Source organism: Pseudomonas azotoformans (assembly GCF_001579805.1).
Classification (GTDB): Bacteria; Pseudomonadota; Gammaproteobacteria; order Pseudomonadales; family Pseudomonadaceae; genus Aquipseudomonas; species Aquipseudomonas azotoformans_A.
Genome location: NZ_CP014546.1, coordinates 4,192,169 through 4,207,900, shown reverse-complemented (window position 1 = coordinate 4,207,900; position 15,732 = coordinate 4,192,169). Strand labels below are relative to the sequence as shown.

Sequence of the window (15,732 nt, the reverse complement as noted above, 5' to 3'; positions counted from 1 at the left end):
GTTACTGCTGTGTGGGCAGGTTCAAGTTATGTCCGGTCAACTTTGAAAGTTCGCGGACAATGGCGTCCTTATCGTTTAAATGAGCAATTGCGGTTTCCAGTTCGAGCACCTTCGCGCCCACCAGGAAGCGGTACCAATAGCCTTGCAGCAGGTGATAGACCAGGCCGCTGCGGCCATCGAGAAACCCCAGCTGAATGATGTAGCGCCACAAGAAATACGCCGTGGAACTCAGGGTGAACGGCACGCGGTTGTACACGCGGTTCTTGACCAGGCGTTTGGCCTTGGCCTGGAACGAACTCTTGCCGCTGTGCACTTCATCGCGGATGGCAAACAGCCCGAGCCGCGCATTGAGTATTTCGATGGCCTCGCGAGTGGCGTAGCCGTTGTGCTTGTGGGTAAAGAACGTCAAATCATGCAGGTTATGGTCGGCAAACCCACCTTCCAGGGTGATGGTGCGACCCTCGGCAACCGAGATGTGCTCGTCCATCCAGCGGTCTTCCATGCGCCCCAGGCCCGTGCGCCACAGCCGCAGCATTTTCAACGGGTAGCGGCCGCCATGGCGCACCCAGCGGCCCATGAAAATATGCTTGCGCTTGAAGTTGATGCCGGTGATATCGCGGGCCAGGCCTGGCAGCCGCGTATTGATCTGCGCGGCAAGGTCGGCCTCGATGATTTCGTCGGCGTCCAGGCGCAGGGTCCAATTGCCGGTGATCGGCAAATTGTCCAGCGCCCATTGGAACTGCTTGGCCTGGTTGACGAAGGCGTGCTGCACCACCATTGCCCCATGGCGGCGGGCGATGTCGCAGGTGTTGTCGGTGGAAAACGAGTCCACCACCAGCACTTCGTCACTGAAGGCGCGCACCGAGTCGATGGCCCGCGCGATGTGCAGGCTTTCGTTGTAGGTGAGGATGATCACGCTGACGGTTTCGCGCTTCATGGTTCCACCGCCTGGTCGTGCGGGGTACGCAGGCCAATCTGCCGTGATGGATGCCCGGCGTGCACGCTCCACGGCTGCGCGATGCTCTTGATCACCAGGGAGCGGGCCCCCACCACCACCCCGTCGGCCACGCTGACACCCAGGGTGACAAAGGCTTCGGCACACACCCACACGTGTTCCCCCAGTACGATGGGCTTGGCATACAGCTGGAAGTTCTTGCTGTTGTAGTCGTGGGAGCCGCCGCACAGGTGTGCCCCCTGGGACACCACGCTGTAGCGCCCGATGCGGATCAACGCCATGTTGTACAGCGTGGTGCCGTCGGCGATCCCGACATGATCACCCAGTTCCAGGTTCCAGGGGGCCCAGACCTTGGCCCGTGGATACACATGCACGCCCTTGCCCAGCCGCGCACCGAACAACCTGAGCAGGAACGCCCTCCAGGCATGAAACGGGCGTGGGCTGGTGCGAAACAGCACCACGTACACCAGGTTCCAGAGCAGGCGACGCAAACGATGGCCCAGTGAGAAAGACGGCGAGCGATGCGGGTCATTGCCTTGGAGAATCACGGCAAGCACTCCCGCACAATTTCCAGCAGGCGCTGCGCCCCCCGGCGGATATGAAAGCGCTCGGCAAAACACACTTTGGCCCGTTCGGACATCTGCGCATAAGCAGTCGCATCCAGTTGCAACCAGCGCTGCAGGTTCTGCACGGCACCGGCCGCCGTGTCTGGGCTGACAAACCCCACAGCGTCCTTCTCGATTTCGCGCCAGATGTTCACCTTGTCACTGATCAGCACGGGCTTGCCGCAGGCCAACGCCTCCGCCACCACCACGCCGAAATTCTCTTGGTGCGACGGCAGGCAGAACACCTCGGCGGCATAAAACGCGCCCCACTTGGCCTCGCCCTGCAGCATGCCGGGCCAGGTGATACGGTCGGCGATGCCCAACTGCTCGGCCTGGTTGCGCAGCGCCTGCACCCAACCGCCCTGATCCGGACCCGCCATCACCAGGTGTAGGCGCTCGTCTTGCCCGGCTACCTGGGCGAACGCCTGCAACAGGTGGTCACAGCCCTTTTTCGGGTGGATACGGCTGAGGTACAGCACCACCCGCTTGCCTTTGAGCTGCGGGTGCGCCGCGACGAAGTCGTGTGCCAGGCGTGCCTCGTCAGCCGGCGGGCTGGACGTGCCATAGGCCGTAATCGTTTCATTGGCGCGATAGAGCCAGAACGATTCACGCGCGCGAAGCTGTTCTTCCTCACTGGTAAACACCACGCGCCGCGCATCCCTCAGCACGCGGTATTCACCCCAGGGCCAGTACAGCCATTTCTTTAAATGCTTGAGCGGGTATTCGTGCTTGAACCAGGGATCAAGCATGCCGTGGGTATACACGATGTACGGCCGGCCGAGCTTGTTCAGTACCTGGCGGGCGACAAACCCGTGGTACTGCCACAAGCCGTTGATGATAAAAAAATCATAGTCGCGGGCATGCTGCTCCAACCAAGGGCGCAGGTTGCCGTTCAACCCGTAGCCAAACCGGCTGGGGCCCATGAAATGCACGGTGCCGGGATAGTCGACCGCGAACGCGCCATCCAGCGTCAGCACATCCACACGATGCCCGTCCCGAATGAGCAGCGTGTCGATCTCCCGAGCCGCGTTGATCGGCCCACCTTTTTCCGGTCTGACCGAAGAGATGATTCTGAGTAACTTCAAGTGCTGTCGTCCGCTGATGCGTTGAGTGAGTTCAGGTTTTCTTGCAAGCCGCGAGGATCAGGCAGGCGTAGAACACGCCAAACGCCAGGAACGTGCCCTGCATGGTCATCACGCCGTTGAACAGGATCGGTGCCAGGAACCCGCACAGCAGCAACGGCACGCCGGTGCCCTGCCTGACCAGCGCCGTGTAGGACTTGAGCAACAACCAGAGCAGGACGAAGATCCTGAACAGGATGAACATCAATCCGGCGGGAAGGCCCATCTCCAGCACGATGCGTGACCATTCATCCTCCGCCAGCAGAAAGCCCGCGCCCTGTTCCCGCCCGGCGCGCAGGATTGTCGAGGCGGCGTTGGTACCTGAACCGATGCCATGGCCCCACAGCGGCGCGTCGTCGACTACACGCGTGAAGGCATACAGGCTGGAGAACGCACGAGTGACCGGCGACCCTTCACTGGCCACCGCACTGCGGTTGCGCTCCACCAGCACCTGGTAGCTGTCGGTGGACATGAAAATCAGCAGGCTGACAAACAACGCGGCCGCCAAGAAAAACAGCGACAGCAGGTTGCGCTGGGATTTCTTGATCAAGGCGACCATCAGCGCGGCCAGCAGCACGATCGCGGCATACGCATAAATGGCCCTGGAGCCCGTGAGGAAGCACATCACCGCCACGGACGCCGCCGACAGCGCAAAAAGCCCATAACGCCGCGCAAACACCGCACGGAACAAGGCCTTGTCGAAAACCGCCGCGACCAGGAACGCAAAGCAGGCAGACACATACACCACGTGCCCGGCCGTGAAGGTAAAGGTCCCGTACGGCCGCACCACGCCGTCGGCAATCATGAAGATGAAGTCATCATCGCCAATGCCTTTGTTCACGTACGCCTGCGGCCCGGACGAATACTGCAGCACCACCAGGACACTGATCGGGATCGCCGCAAACAGCGTGATACGCGCGAACCGGTAGACATCCGTCAGCCTGAGCGTCTTGCCGGCAACAAAGATCAACGGGAAATACAGCAAGTAGTTGCGCACGCCATAGCCGTAGATGACAACGCCTTCGGGGCTGCTCAACAAAAACGCCGACACCAGCACGAAAAACACCAGCACCAGCACGACAAAGTAGGCCGATACCAGGTTCTTCGAGAAAAACCCGAACCGGTAGGCGCACCCATAAATGTAAAGGACGATCGGGTCCTTGATGAAGTAGATGACTGAGCTGAGCCCCGGCACCACCCACTTGCGCAAGACCCCTTCGAACAGGATGAACAGGTAGATGAGCACGAACGCACTGACCACGCGCAACCGGTAGCGCTCACGCAGGCTGACCGGCTCAGGACTGGCAAAGGATGGCATCCATCACCCCCTTGGCGTAGCTCTCCCAGGTTGTGCCACCGGCGGACAAGACGGCGTTGTGCTTCAACTCATTGAGTTTTTGTGTGTCCTCGGCCAGGTCCACCAGATGACGGGCGATGGCCTCGGCGCAACGGATCGGCACCACATAACCATTGACCCCCTCAACGATCAGGTCCGCCGCGCCGCAGTTGTGCGACACGATCACCGCCGTCCCCGTCGATAGAGCCTCCCCCACCACCAGGCCAAACGCCTCGGCGAGTGAAGGCAGGACCAATACATCGGCCTCCAGCAAGTGCTGGATCACCTCATCGTGGGAGGCTGAACTGAACCACTGGTACTTCTTCAGCTCGGCGTTGAGTGCCGGGTTGCGGCCATTGGCGTAGTCGCCGCCGATCACCGTGACGTCAAGAGCCACGCTGCTCGCGGCAAGGTTCAGCGCATCGAAGAAATACGAGATGCCTTTTTGCTGGGTCAGCGCGCCGATATACATCACCTTCAAGCGCCCGCCCCGCCGCGCATTGACCTTATGGCACAGCATCGGCGCGGGGGCACCGTAAGGGGTGATCGAGATGTTGTCTGCAGCGATGCCATGGTCACCCAGTGTGCGCTTGGCAAACGTACTCGCCACGATGATCCGGTCCGCCAGCGCCAACTCCTCGGTCTGCTTGCGCTGGGTGTCGTCACTGATATTCGGGATGCTCGCCCGCCAGGCCGGATTGGCCTCGCGCTCATGCTCCAGCACGTTGCACGCGTAGGCGATAGAGCCGAAGGCCGCCTCATAGTTGAGGGCAATACCGCCGATGTGCCGGGCCGCTTTGAACAAGCCCAGGCACTTGCCGTCATAGCCATACACCTGGCTGGGTTTGCGCGGGGTCCGGTACAGGAAGTGGGCACTGGCCTGGTCAATGTGCTGGTACACATTTTCCGGACAGAACATTCCAACGTTGCGCTGCGTGAAGCGATACCACTTCAGCTTGTCACACAGCACACGCGGCACATCAACCCGTGGGTAGCTGTGCAGCAAGGCGCCGTCCACTTGATCAAAGGTGCGCCGCAGGCACTCCTTGCCGATCACGGGGAGGCGACAGAGGAATGAACCCTTGTGCAAGGCCAGCGAGGTATGAAACGAGTGCAGCAACTGCCGCTGATTCAACGCGCGCAGCAATGCGCGGACATTCTGATTACCAACCGGATGGGCGACCAGGATCATCTTATTTCCCCATCCAGGCTTCGACCACGGCACTGGAGCGTACCGGGCTGTAGGTGAAGGTCTGCGCAGCGCGCGCGCGAATGAACCGCGCCGGATTACCCGCCACGACGGTGTAGGGCTGCACATCGCGACCGACCACGCTGCCCGCGCCAACCACGGCACCTTCGCCAATCGTCACCCCCGGCAAGATGATCGCGTCGGTGGCAATCCACGCGTAATCGCCGATCACCACCGGCGCCACCTTCAACCGCCATGCAGGATCATCCAGGCCATGGGTGCCGGTCAGAATGCGCACCCCCTCATTGATCGCCACATGGGCGCCCACGCGAACGGGGGCATGCAATTGGATAAAGCTGCGCTTGCCGATAAAACTGCCGGTGCCGAGGCTGAAACAACGCAGGGTGCCTTCGAACTCCACGGCGTTGATCATGACCAACTCACCCAGCATGGCCCCCTGTCGGCGCAAGGCGCGCTGCCGGCGACTGGCCGTTAGCAGCCGGCCCAGCAACAGCACGCGTTTGGCCAGGTACTTGAGCCCTTGTGGCGTCAGCAGGCTGACTTTGAGTCGATGGCGGACCAGGTGATCAATCAGCACGGGCCATCCTCACTTCAAGGCGATGGAACCCGCGCTTGGCGAAGCCGAACAGCACCACTTCGGTGGCCACCAGCACATAGCAGACGCCCAGCAGACCGTAGTCCTGCGCCAGGCAAAACACCGCCAGGCTGCTGGCGATCGACACCAGCATGAACACCACGGCAAAGGATGCATAAGACGCCGTCGCCATCAGCGCGACCCAATAGACTTGCCAGGCCACGTGGGTCAGCGCGCCGATGATCAGCACCAGCATGATGCTCGATGAGTAATCATCCTTGCGTCCCGACCACACATCAAAAATCGTCCCGCCGTACACCACCACCAGCGCCCCCATCACACAGGCGATGGGCAAGGAGAATTTCAACGCGTAACGGATCATTTTCCTGACCAGCTGGTTATCGCCGATGGAGAACGCATAGGAAATTTCCGGCCACAGCGACTGGTTCACCACGGTCGAAAACTGCACCAGCACCCGAGAAATGGTGCGGTAAAGCCCGAATATCGCCGCATGGGCCGGAGACAGCAGCACCGACAACAAAATGATCAACCCCTGCACGTTCAGCGCCAGGCCAATCGGGAAAGCCAGCGAGGCAATCGACGGTTTGATCAAGGTGACGAACGCGCGTTTGCCGATCATCGAGGGGTTGAATCGCAAGGTGATGCCCAATCGGTTGGCGATCAGGTTCTTGCTCACCAGGCCAACCAGGCGTACAGCCAACAGCATCAGGCTGGTGGCGACCAAGCTCTGGGTGAGATAAGCGCACAACAAGGCGGCCGACCATTCCAGCATGCGAATGACGTTCATGATGAACGAGGACAATGGCAACACCTTGAAGGCCCGATAGCGGATCGAGATCATGTTGGTCAACAGGCACAGCAACGAATAGCCCGTCAGCGCCGACAGGATCAACACCCCGTCGCCGCTCCTGATCGACTTGAGATTGAGCAGGCTGAACAGGTCGAAAAACGCCAGCGATCCCACGGCCAGCAACAACACGCTGAATCCGGCCAGCAGCAGGAACGCAAAGCTGGTGCTGTAGACCGCCCGCGCGACCCTCAACCGCCCGCGTTCATGCCAGATCACCACTTTGCTCGAAGCCGCCGTGGTCACGCCCAGGTCGGACAGCGCCAGGTAGGTCGGAATTGCCGACAGCACCACCCACTCGCTGTAGGCGCCAAACCCCCAACTGGCGATCAGCACCGGGACACTCACCAGTTGAATCAGCAGGTTCACTACCTGACCGAACGAATTGGCGCCAATGCCGCTGACGATTCTTTTGAGCACGCTCATGGGTTCACGGGTCGCCCAATGGAGACGTAGTGAATGCCCTTCTTGTTCATGCTGACCGGGTCGAACAGGTTGCGCCCGTCGAAAATCAGCGGTTGCTGGAGTTGCTGCTGGATCACCCTGAAGTCCGGCGCCTTGAACACCTGCCACTCGGTGACGATCAGCAAGGCGTCGGCACCTTTGAGGCAGGCCTCCTTGGTGCCGCAAAGGCGCAGGTCATCGCGGTCGCCATACAGGCGCTGGGTTTCTTCCATGGCTTCCGGGTCAAAGGCTTGCACCTTTGCCCCCGCACGCCAGAGGGCCTCCATCAACACACGGCTTGGCGCCTCGCGCATGTCATCGGTATTGGGCTTGAAACTAAGCCCCCAGAGCGCGAAGGTCTTGCCTGCCAACTCACCCTTGAAATGAGTGGAGATCTTGTTGAACAGGCTGTTCTTCTGGTCAGCGTTGCGCCGTTCCACCGCCTTGAGCAACGTGGCGTCAAAGTCGAGGGTCTCGGCGGTCTGGATCAAGGCCTGCACGTCCTTTGGAAAACACGAGCCTCCGTACCCCACGCCCGCATACAGGAACTGATAGCCGATGCGCGGATCGGAACCGATACCCTGGCGCACCATCTCGATATCCGCACCAAGGCGCTCGGCCAGGTTGGCCATCTCGTTCATGAAGCTGATCTTGGTGGCGAGCAGGCAATTGGCGGCGTACTTGGTCAACTCCGCGCTGCGCACGTCCATCACGATGATCTTTTCGCGGTTGCGATTAAACGGTGCGTAAAGCTCGCGCATCACCGCTTCCGCATGCCCACTGGCGGTGCCGATGACGATGCGGTCCGGCCGAATGCAGTCCGTCACCGCGCAGCCTTCCTTGAGAAACTCCGGGTTGGACACCACGTCGAAGGCCAAGTCGGTACGCGCACGCAGCGCGAGCATGGCGGCAACGCGCGCGCTGACCTTGTCAGCCGTGCCCACCGGAACGGTGGATTTGTCGATGACCGTCAGCGGCGCCTGCATGTGCTGCCCAATGGTCTCGGCCACCGCCAGCACATACTTCAAGTCGGCCGAACCGTCTTCATCCGGCGGCGTGCCCACGGCGATAAACTGCACCTCACCATGCTGGACCGCGGCCACGGCGTCGGTGGTGAAATTCAAGCGGCCGGCCGCATGATTTTCCCTGACGAGAGTCTCCAGGCCGGGTTCGTAAATCGGGATGTGTCCCTGTTTCAGGCGCTCGACCCGCTGGGCGTCGATGTCGACGCACAGCACATCGTGGCCAACTTCGGCGAGCACTGCGCCCTGGACCAACCCCACATAACCAATCCCAAAAACAGTGACTTTCATAACGCTTCTCTTTGAACCTGCGGCCAGTGGTAGACGTGCTGCGCGTTGGATTTCAATTGCCTGCCATCAGGGATCAAACGCTGTCTGACTTGTACTCGTAGTGGTAATAGCTGTAGGCGCCATACCCGTACTTGGCGGATGATCGCTTCTCGATGCCGTTGAAGATCGCGCCTTTGAGTTCGATGCCGTTCTGCTGGTAGCGGCGCATCGTCAGCTCCACTTCGCGCGCCGAGTTCAGTTCGAATCGGGCCACGATCAGGTTGGTGCCGGACTGGCGTCCAACGATGGTTGCGTCGGTGACGGCCAGGAACGGCGGCGTATCCAGGATCACCAGGTCGTAGAGCCCACTGACCTGTTCGAGGAACGCGCTGAAATTGGCGTGCATCAACAGCTCCGAAGGGTTCGGCGGAATGCGCCCACGGGCCAGGACGTGCAGGTTTTCCACCGCCGTGGGGTGGATGACCGAACTGAGCTCGCAACGCTTGGCCAGCAGATCGGACAGACCGTTGTCAGCCGGCACACCAAAGACTTTGTGCAAGTAGCCCTTGCGCATGTCCACGTCCACCAACAACACCCGCTGGCCCGAGTGGGCAACCACCGCCGCCAGGTTCGCCGAGACGAATGTCTTGCCGACTTGTGGGCTGGGCCCGGAAATCATCAGGCGGTTGTTGCTGGCTTCCAGCATCGCGAAATGCAGGCTGGTGCGCAGGCTGCGCAGCCCTTCAATGGCCAGGTCGGTTGGATGACTGAGGGCGAGCAGTTGCGTTGAGTCAGCCTTGCCGCCACGCGAAAGCTTCTGGTCCATGTCCTTCTGAATGGCGCTGAACGGGATCGCCGCATAGACCGGCAAGCCGAGCTTTTCCAGTTCACTGGGGTTGGCAACGCCGCGATTGAGCGCCTTGCGAAACAACACCAGGGCAATCGCGACAAAGGCACCGAGCAGGGTGGCGATCACCACAATCAGGGCTTTTTGCGGCCTGATCGGGTTGCGCAGGTCGACATCGGCAGTGTCGATCAAGCGCACGTTGCCGACTGTGCCGGCACGCATTACGTCCAGTTCCTGATATTTGTTCAGCAGTTGCGTGTAGATCTCGGTGCTGACTTTGAGGTCTCGGGTCAGGCTCAGCAGCTCTTGCTGAGTGGTGGGCAGGCTCTCGACCTTCTTGGCCAGCTCATTCTGACGTGCAGTGAGTTCTGCCAATTGCGTCAGCAGTGCCCGATACACCGGGTGCTGGGGCGTGAACTTACGTTCGATCTCGGCCTGCTGCATCTTGAGTTCCGAGATGCTGGCGTCCAGTGCGACGATCTGATCAAGAATCGCCTTGGCCTCAAGGCTGATGTCGATGGTCTTGTTGCGGATCTGAAACTTATTCAGCGCTGTCTCGGCCTGTTCGACATCCTTGCGCACCTGGGGCAGTTGATCCTTGAGGAAGGCCAGGCTCTGGGCCGCCTCAGCGGACGTGCGCTCGATATTCTGGCGCACATAGATGCGTGCCACTTCGTTGAGCACTTGAATGGCCGCGGCCGGTCGTGTGCTTTCCAACGCCAGGCCGATGATGCCCGATTCCTTGCCGCGCTCCGCGACATCAAGCAACTTCTGATAGCGCAGAATACTGGTCAGGCGTGGCGAACGGACCACGCTGAATTGCATGCCAGGGTTGGCTTGCAGCGTCTCGACCCGCAGCTGGATGCCATTGCTTTCGTAGAAGCGCCCCACCTGCCCCGTCAGCAAAACCCTGTCGTCTTGATCTGTCAGGGTAAAACGGTTGCCACTGTCGGCGGTCAAGGTCAGTTCCTGGCCCAACAGGTCTGCTGGAAGCCGAAACTGCGAGAACTTCAGGTCCTCGCCACCCCAACCGTAGCTGTCCAGACCCAGCCATGGGCTCGCCACAGCGTCAGCCTGTGCAGGTTTGAAACGGCGCGCCATGAAATCACCGATCAACGGAAAACGCTTGGGCTTCACCTCAAGGTCTAGGTTGAGGTTGTCGACGGCGGTACCAATGGTGATTCGCGAGCGGATCAGCTCGATTTCGGTGACGGTGGGCGACTCTTTGCCGAGCAGGCTGCCGACATCCGAAAAGCCCAGCATGTCGCTTTTCTTCGGCTCGACCTGGACCAGCGCAGTCGCCTGATAGACGGGAGGTGTCAACACGGCATAGGTCACACCCAGCGCCATAAAGACAAGACTGATCCCACCGATAAGCCACTTATGGTCCAGCAAAGTGCCCAGCAACATCATGAAATCCAGGTCTGTTTCTTCGCCGTTGTGCGACGTTATTGCAGGTGCTGATTGCATAAGTCAGTTCTTTTTTTCTAACAGATAGTCAAGCAATGGCACAGGATGATAAGTCGCCCGGCTCCATGCACATTTAACGGGTTCACTCACTACATACACGCTCAATTAACGTGCATAAATACTCAACTGATCAATCTTCGCGCCCACGCCTGTGTCGCTTGTTCTATCAGCGTATAAGCATGAACAAAGGCCGACTTGCCCTGACGATAAGGGTCCATGATTTCCCGATCGGACTGCCATTTACCCAACAGAAACACTTTGCCCCGCGCCTGCGGAGCGAGACTGAGCACCCCTTCGATGTGCCGCCGCTCCATCACCAGGACGAGGTCTGCATCACTGACCGCGTCGCTGGTCAGCTGCCGCGCCTTGTGTGAGCCTGGCGCATGACCATGCTCTTCAAGCACGCGTGAAGCCGTGGGCTCCAACGGGCTGTCACGCAATGCCGCGAGCCCCGCCGAACTGACTTCAATGGCGGAGGACGCAAGTGCATTGCGCAGTAATTGTTCTGCCGTGGGGCTTCGACAGATATTGCCGACGCACACAATCAAAATCCTATTGAACAAGGCAACCTCCCACGCGCCGTACAGTATTAACCCGGTAGTAAAAGGGATGACCTTACTTCAAGCAGCGAGACGATTATGCTCACAAGCCAGGAACTTCGACCACTCATCGAAACAGACTAAAAATAACAAAATCGTATTCACCGACGAAAAATAACATTCCAGTACTTTTAGTCCTTTGCATAATAAAGTGCCGCCCATCCGTAACAACAAGGGTCGGCCATGAACACTTCAAAGTTATTGGTAGAACGTATTGGCCTGTTCCCCTCTTCGGGGAATATTCATATCGAAGTGAATAACTCGACGTGCGTCGTCCAGCGCATGCAGGTGTTGTACAGCGACAACTCGCTGGCCAGCGACGAGTCCTGTTCCGGGCTGTCCATGGTGTTTGCCGATTGGCGTTTCAAGTTGCAGGTGAGTGACCCGTTGTCGGTATGCCTGTGCGTGGAAAGTCGGGGTGATAGCCAGCTCATGCAGGTCAAGACGGCCGAGTTGCTGGCGAACATCTCCGGCACCGAGGAACGGCCATGAGCCTGCTGGATGAGGTGATACGCAGCTATGCGCTGAGGAAACTCACGGGGATGTTCGAAGCCTTCGCCGAGCCGGCAGTGGGCGCGCAGTACCGGCGTAACACCCAGGCCATCGGCCGTTGGCTCAATCAACTGCAGGGCAGTTCCCCGCAGCAAATCACCCACACGCTGTTCAAGCAGATGAAGGAAGCGCGGCGTCGAGGCGATGTGCGGCGCTTCAACGCACAAACGGTGCTGCTGGAACTGTTGGTGGACAGCAACCGGGCATTGGACCTGGTGAATTACTCGGCGTCTCTGTGCGCCGAGTCCAACCGCCACGAAGGCGCTTGATGGGCTTGATCGGCGCCTGACAAGGCGATTGCCACCCGGTTGAGCAACAACTCGGCGTTGTATTTGGGCATCAGGGCGCACACCAGCAAGACCACCAGGCCACCGCTGATAAAAGAGGGTGACACCTTGATCGGGGTGGCTTCAATACGCCACAGAAACGCAATAGCCGCGCTGGCGCCCAACAGGCCGCCGGCCACGGCCTCGTTGAGTGGATGGATATAGGGTGCGACGCAATAGGCACTGAACCAGAGACTGGCGAACACTCCCACGCCCGCCGCCGGCCAGCGCAGCGCCGGGTTGAACTGGCGCGCCACCAGGCTGAGTGCCACGGTGACCATCAAGCTCGTATTCATGGCATGACCACTGAGCACGGCAATGTCCAGGTGCTGGAAGGACAAGCCCCAGCCCTTGAACAGCAACTTGCTGAACGCGACGATCGAATACGTGACACCGACGGTAATGACCCAGGCTCGAAGCGCCCAAGGGTTGGAATACCTGAGCCACACGGCAATGATGATGGCGGCCGGAATCATGACGGTGATACCGCCATATTGCGCAAGTTCTGCCCGCATATATCCCCAATCTGACGTGGCCGTTTTCGGCGCCCATCAGACCTCAGTGTCGAGGGAAATACAACGTTATCGAGGGTCAGCCTTGGGCCACCCGTCGCAGGCTGACTGCTGTCGGCCGAGCCGCCGGTATGCCCACTTCCACGCCGAGCAGGTGCAGCAGGCGCGCGCGGATGGCCTGGAAGCCGTCCTGGCCGGTGTCCCGTGCGCGGGGAAGATCAATCGTCAGTTGCTCGGCCACCTTGCCATCCGCCAGCACGATCACCCGGTCGGCCAACAGGATCGCCTCGTCCACATCATGGGTCACCAACAACACCGCCGGGGTGTGCTTGCGCCATAGCTCGATGATCAGGCGGTGCATTTTGATGCGGGTCAGAGCGTCGAGGGCGGCGAACGGTTCATCCAACAGCAACAACTTGGGCTCGCGCACCAAGCCACGGGCCAGGGCCACGCGCTGGGCTTCGCCGCCGGACAGGGTGGCCGGGTAGGCCTCCAGGCGATGGGCCAGGCCGACTTCGGTCAAGGCTTGCACGGCACGGGCCTTGGCGTCGGGAATGCGCAAGCCGAGCACCACGTTTTTCCAGGCGCGCTTCCACGGCATCAGGCGCGGCTCCTGGAACACCGCCGCTCGCGCCTTGGGCACACGCAGTTGGCCGCTGTCGATACTGTCGAGGCCGGCCAGGCTGCGCAGCAACGTGGTCTTGCCGGAACCGCTGGCGCCGAGCAAGGCCACGAATTCGCCGGGGGCGATGTCCAGGTCCAGGCCATCGATGACCCGCTGCTGGCCGAACTGGCGAACCACGTTGCGCAGTTGTACGGGAGCTTCTAGCGTCGACATGTCAGTTCCTCACAAAGGATGGCCGCCAGGCCAGGGCGAAGCGTTCGAGGGTGCGGATCAGGCCGTCGATCAACAGGCCGAGCACGCTGTAGATCAACAGGCAAATGACGATGACGTCGGTGCGCATGAAGTCGCGCGCGTCACTGGCGAGGAAGCCGATACCGGCAGTGGTGTTGATCTGTTCGACAAACACCAGGGCCAGCCAGGAAATGCCCAGGGCGTAGCGCAGGCCGACGAAGAACGACGGCAGCGAACCCGGCAGAATCACATGCCAGATCAGCTCACGCCGGTTGAGGCCCAGCGTGTTGGCCGCCTCGATCAATTTGGGATCGATATTGCGGATACCGGCGAACAGGTTGAGATAAACCGGGAAGGTCGTGCCCGTTACGATCAGCGCGATCTTGGTGAACTCGCCGATGCCGAACCACAGGATAAACAGCGGCACCAGGGCCAGGGACGGGATGGTGCGCAGCATCTGCATTGGCGAATCGAGGACCACCTCGCCGCGCTTGGACAGGCCGCAAATCAGCGCCGCGACCACACCTATGCTTACGCCGATACTCAAACCAAACAACGCTCGCTGCAACGACACCAGCAGGTGCTTGCCCAGCTCGCCGGAGGCGATCATCGCCCATAACGTCCCGCCAATCTGCGAGGGCGCCGCGATGACTCGTGCAGGAATCCAGCCCACTTGCGACGCCAGCTCCCACAGCAGCAACAACACAATAGGACTGATCAGCCGTAGCAGGGCATCGGGAGGGCGCCAGGTGCGCACCACTTTCGCTGCGCTCTCGCGTTTGTTGACGGTGATCGTCTCGCTCATCAGGCTTTCATTCCCTAAAAGTCACGGCCAGGCACGCCGTTGCAGGGTCATGCTAATCGCATAAAAAACCGACGTGAAAGTCTTTGTAGGAATAACCTAATGCGCACAAAATGCAAATTACTGATAAAAAAGCTAAATCATGATTCTACATTTTAATAATTAGGTTAGAACCAATCGGCATTTTACAGCCCTGCCCCCTGCCCCTACTTTGGACGCGAATAACCGACCCCCTGCCCGGTGGAGGTGCCAATCACACCCAAGACAAGGACAGACCATGAGCATCGAATTCATCGGCTATATCGGCGGCCATCACGCTTCCGAGATCCACCCGCGCAGCGGCCCTACCCTGCAACCCGACTATGTGGAGACCGTGGCCCGCGCCCACGAAGAGGCTGGTTTCGACCGCGCGCTGGTGGCCTTCCACTCCAACAGCCCGGACAGCACGCTGATCGCGTCCCACGCCGCCAGCGTGACCCAAAAACTTCAATTCCTCATTGCGCACCGCCCAGGTTTCGCCCAGCCCACGTTGGCGGCACGCCAGTTCGCCACCCTGGACGTGTTCAACGGTGGACGCACGGCGGTGCACATCATCACCGGCGGCGATGATCGCGAATTGCGCGCCGACGGCAGCCACATCGGTAAAGACGAACGCTACGCCCGTACCGACGAATACCTGAGCGTGGTGCGCCAGGAATGGACCCGCGAACAGCCCTTCGATTTTTCGGGCACCTACTATCAGGTCGAAGGCGCGCATTCCACGGTGAAGTCGCCGCAACAACCGCATATCCCGCTGTATTTTGGTGGTTCGTCCAAAGCCGCGATCGAAGTGGCGGGCAAGCACGCCGATGTGTACGCGTTGTGGGGCGAAACTTACGAACAAGTGCGTGAGATCGTGACCCAGGTGCGCGCCGAAGCGGCCAAGCATGGGCGTACGATTCGTTTTAGTTTGTCGTTGCGGCCGATCCTTGCCGAGACCGAAGAACTGGCGTGGGCACGGGCTGAGCGCATCTTGCAGCAGGCCACCGAGTTGGCCGAAAAAAATGGCTTTGTGCGGCGTGAACCGCCGAATGAAGGCTCACGCCGGTTGCTCGCGGCGGCCGCGCAGGGATCGCGGCTGGATAAGCGTTTGTGGACGGGGATTGCGGGGTTGCTCGGTGCACAGGGTAACTCCACTTCGCTGGTAGGCACCGCTGAGCAAGTCGCGGAGGCGTTGGTGGATTACTACGATCTGGGGATCACCACGTTCCTGATCCGTGGGTTTGATCCATTGAATGATGCCATTGACTATGGCAAGCGCCTGATTCCTCTCACCCGCCAGTTGATCGCTGAACGCGAGCAGGCCCAGCAAGTGGCTTGATCC

16 protein-coding genes are annotated in these 15,732 nt (G+C 60.1%); 3 read left to right on the top strand and 13 right to left on the bottom strand.

From position 1 onward, the window contains the following. Nucleotide 1: 1 nt before the first annotated feature. The 10 genes from AYR47_RS19475 to AYR47_RS19430 all read right to left on the bottom strand — a co-directional run bounded on the left by AYR47_RS19475 (nucleotide 2) and on the right by AYR47_RS19430 (nucleotide 11,285). Nucleotides 2-937: a glycosyltransferase family 2 protein gene (locus AYR47_RS19475; protein WP_033897186.1), complete on the bottom strand. Its 936-nt coding sequence runs from the start codon at nucleotides 935-937 to the stop codon at nucleotides 2-4. Beyond that, nucleotides 934-1,503 carry an acetyltransferase gene (locus tag AYR47_RS19470; RefSeq protein WP_061449449.1) on the bottom strand — a complete coding sequence of 190 codons (570 nt, stop codon included), beginning with the start codon at nucleotides 1,501-1,503 and terminating at the stop codon, nucleotides 934-936. The genes AYR47_RS19475 and AYR47_RS19470 overlap by 4 nt, the downstream gene beginning before the upstream one ends. Next, entirely contained in the window at nucleotides 1,500-2,645 is a 1,146-nt protein-coding gene (locus tag AYR47_RS19465; protein ID WP_061436396.1) for a glycosyltransferase, read from the bottom strand. The genes AYR47_RS19470 and AYR47_RS19465 overlap by 4 nt, the downstream gene beginning before the upstream one ends. Before the next feature lie 31 nt (nucleotides 2,646-2,676). After that, nucleotides 2,677-3,999 (bottom strand): O-antigen ligase family protein, encoded by a 1,323-nt coding sequence (locus AYR47_RS19460; RefSeq protein ID WP_033897184.1) that lies wholly within the window; start codon nucleotides 3,997-3,999, stop codon nucleotides 2,677-2,679. Continuing rightward, nucleotides 3,977-5,209, bottom strand: coding sequence for a glycosyltransferase family 4 protein (locus AYR47_RS19455; RefSeq protein WP_061436394.1), 1,233 nt, complete (start codon nucleotides 5,207-5,209; stop codon nucleotides 3,977-3,979). Before AYR47_RS19455 ends, AYR47_RS19460 begins: the two co-directional genes overlap by 23 nt. A gap of 1 nt (nucleotide 5,210) precedes the next feature. Further along, entirely contained in the window at nucleotides 5,211-5,804 is a 594-nt protein-coding gene (locus AYR47_RS33185) for an acyltransferase (RefSeq protein WP_269465578.1), read from the bottom strand. After that, the gene (locus AYR47_RS19445; protein WP_061436392.1) at nucleotides 5,794-7,095 is read right to left on the bottom strand and encodes a lipopolysaccharide biosynthesis protein; all 1,302 of its coding nucleotides are present in this window, start codon (nucleotides 7,093-7,095) and stop codon (nucleotides 5,794-5,796) included. The genes AYR47_RS33185 and AYR47_RS19445 overlap by 11 nt, the downstream gene beginning before the upstream one ends. Then, complete coding sequence (locus tag AYR47_RS19440) at nucleotides 7,092-8,426, bottom strand: UDP-glucose dehydrogenase family protein (RefSeq protein WP_061436390.1); 1,335 nt, start codon at nucleotides 8,424-8,426, stop codon at nucleotides 7,092-7,094. The genes AYR47_RS19445 and AYR47_RS19440 overlap by 4 nt, the downstream gene beginning before the upstream one ends. A gap of 73 nt (nucleotides 8,427-8,499) precedes the next feature. Continuing rightward, nucleotides 8,500-10,722 carry a polysaccharide biosynthesis tyrosine autokinase gene (locus AYR47_RS19435; protein WP_061436388.1) on the bottom strand — a complete coding sequence of 741 codons (2,223 nt, stop codon included), beginning with the start codon at nucleotides 10,720-10,722 and terminating at the stop codon, nucleotides 8,500-8,502. Between the two features lie 122 nt (nucleotides 10,723-10,844). Further along, nucleotides 10,845-11,285, bottom strand: coding sequence for a low molecular weight protein-tyrosine-phosphatase (locus tag AYR47_RS19430; protein ID WP_061436386.1), 441 nt, complete (start codon nucleotides 11,283-11,285; stop codon nucleotides 10,845-10,847). A 219-nt stretch (nucleotides 11,286-11,504) separates the two neighbouring features. On the opposite strand from AYR47_RS19430, the gene AYR47_RS19425 reads away from it, so the two are divergent. Both AYR47_RS19425 and AYR47_RS19420 read left to right on the top strand, forming a co-directional pair. Then, nucleotides 11,505-11,813, top strand: coding sequence for a phosphomannomutase (locus AYR47_RS19425; RefSeq protein ID WP_237142484.1), 309 nt, complete (start codon nucleotides 11,505-11,507; stop codon nucleotides 11,811-11,813). Beyond that, nucleotides 11,810-12,142, top strand: coding sequence for a hypothetical protein (locus AYR47_RS19420; protein WP_061436383.1), 333 nt, complete (start codon nucleotides 11,810-11,812; stop codon nucleotides 12,140-12,142). Before AYR47_RS19425 ends, AYR47_RS19420 begins: the two co-directional genes overlap by 4 nt. On the opposite strand, the gene AYR47_RS19415 is transcribed toward AYR47_RS19420, so the two are convergent. The 3 genes from AYR47_RS19415 to AYR47_RS19405 all read right to left on the bottom strand — a co-directional run bounded on the left by AYR47_RS19415 (nucleotide 12,094) and on the right by AYR47_RS19405 (nucleotide 14,372). Further along, nucleotides 12,094-12,714, bottom strand: a complete 621-nt coding sequence (locus tag AYR47_RS19415) for a hypothetical protein (protein WP_033897176.1) — start codon at nucleotides 12,712-12,714, stop codon at nucleotides 12,094-12,096. The genes AYR47_RS19420 and AYR47_RS19415 overlap by 49 nt on opposite strands. 76 nt (nucleotides 12,715-12,790) lie before the next feature. Beyond that, on the bottom strand, nucleotides 12,791-13,549 hold the full coding sequence (locus AYR47_RS19410) for an ABC transporter ATP-binding protein (protein ID WP_033897175.1): 759 nt from the start codon (nucleotides 13,547-13,549) through the stop codon (nucleotides 12,791-12,793). 1 nt (nucleotide 13,550) lies between these two features. Further along, a complete protein-coding gene (locus AYR47_RS19405; protein WP_033897174.1) occupies nucleotides 13,551-14,372 on the bottom strand; it encodes an ABC transporter permease in 822 nt (273 codons plus the stop codon). Between the two features lie 274 nt (nucleotides 14,373-14,646). On the opposite strand from AYR47_RS19405, the gene AYR47_RS19400 reads away from it, so the two are divergent. Further along, the gene (locus tag AYR47_RS19400; protein ID WP_061436381.1) at nucleotides 14,647-15,729 is read left to right on the top strand and encodes an LLM class flavin-dependent oxidoreductase; all 1,083 of its coding nucleotides are present in this window, start codon (nucleotides 14,647-14,649) and stop codon (nucleotides 15,727-15,729) included. Nucleotides 15,730-15,732: the final 3 nt, after the last annotated feature.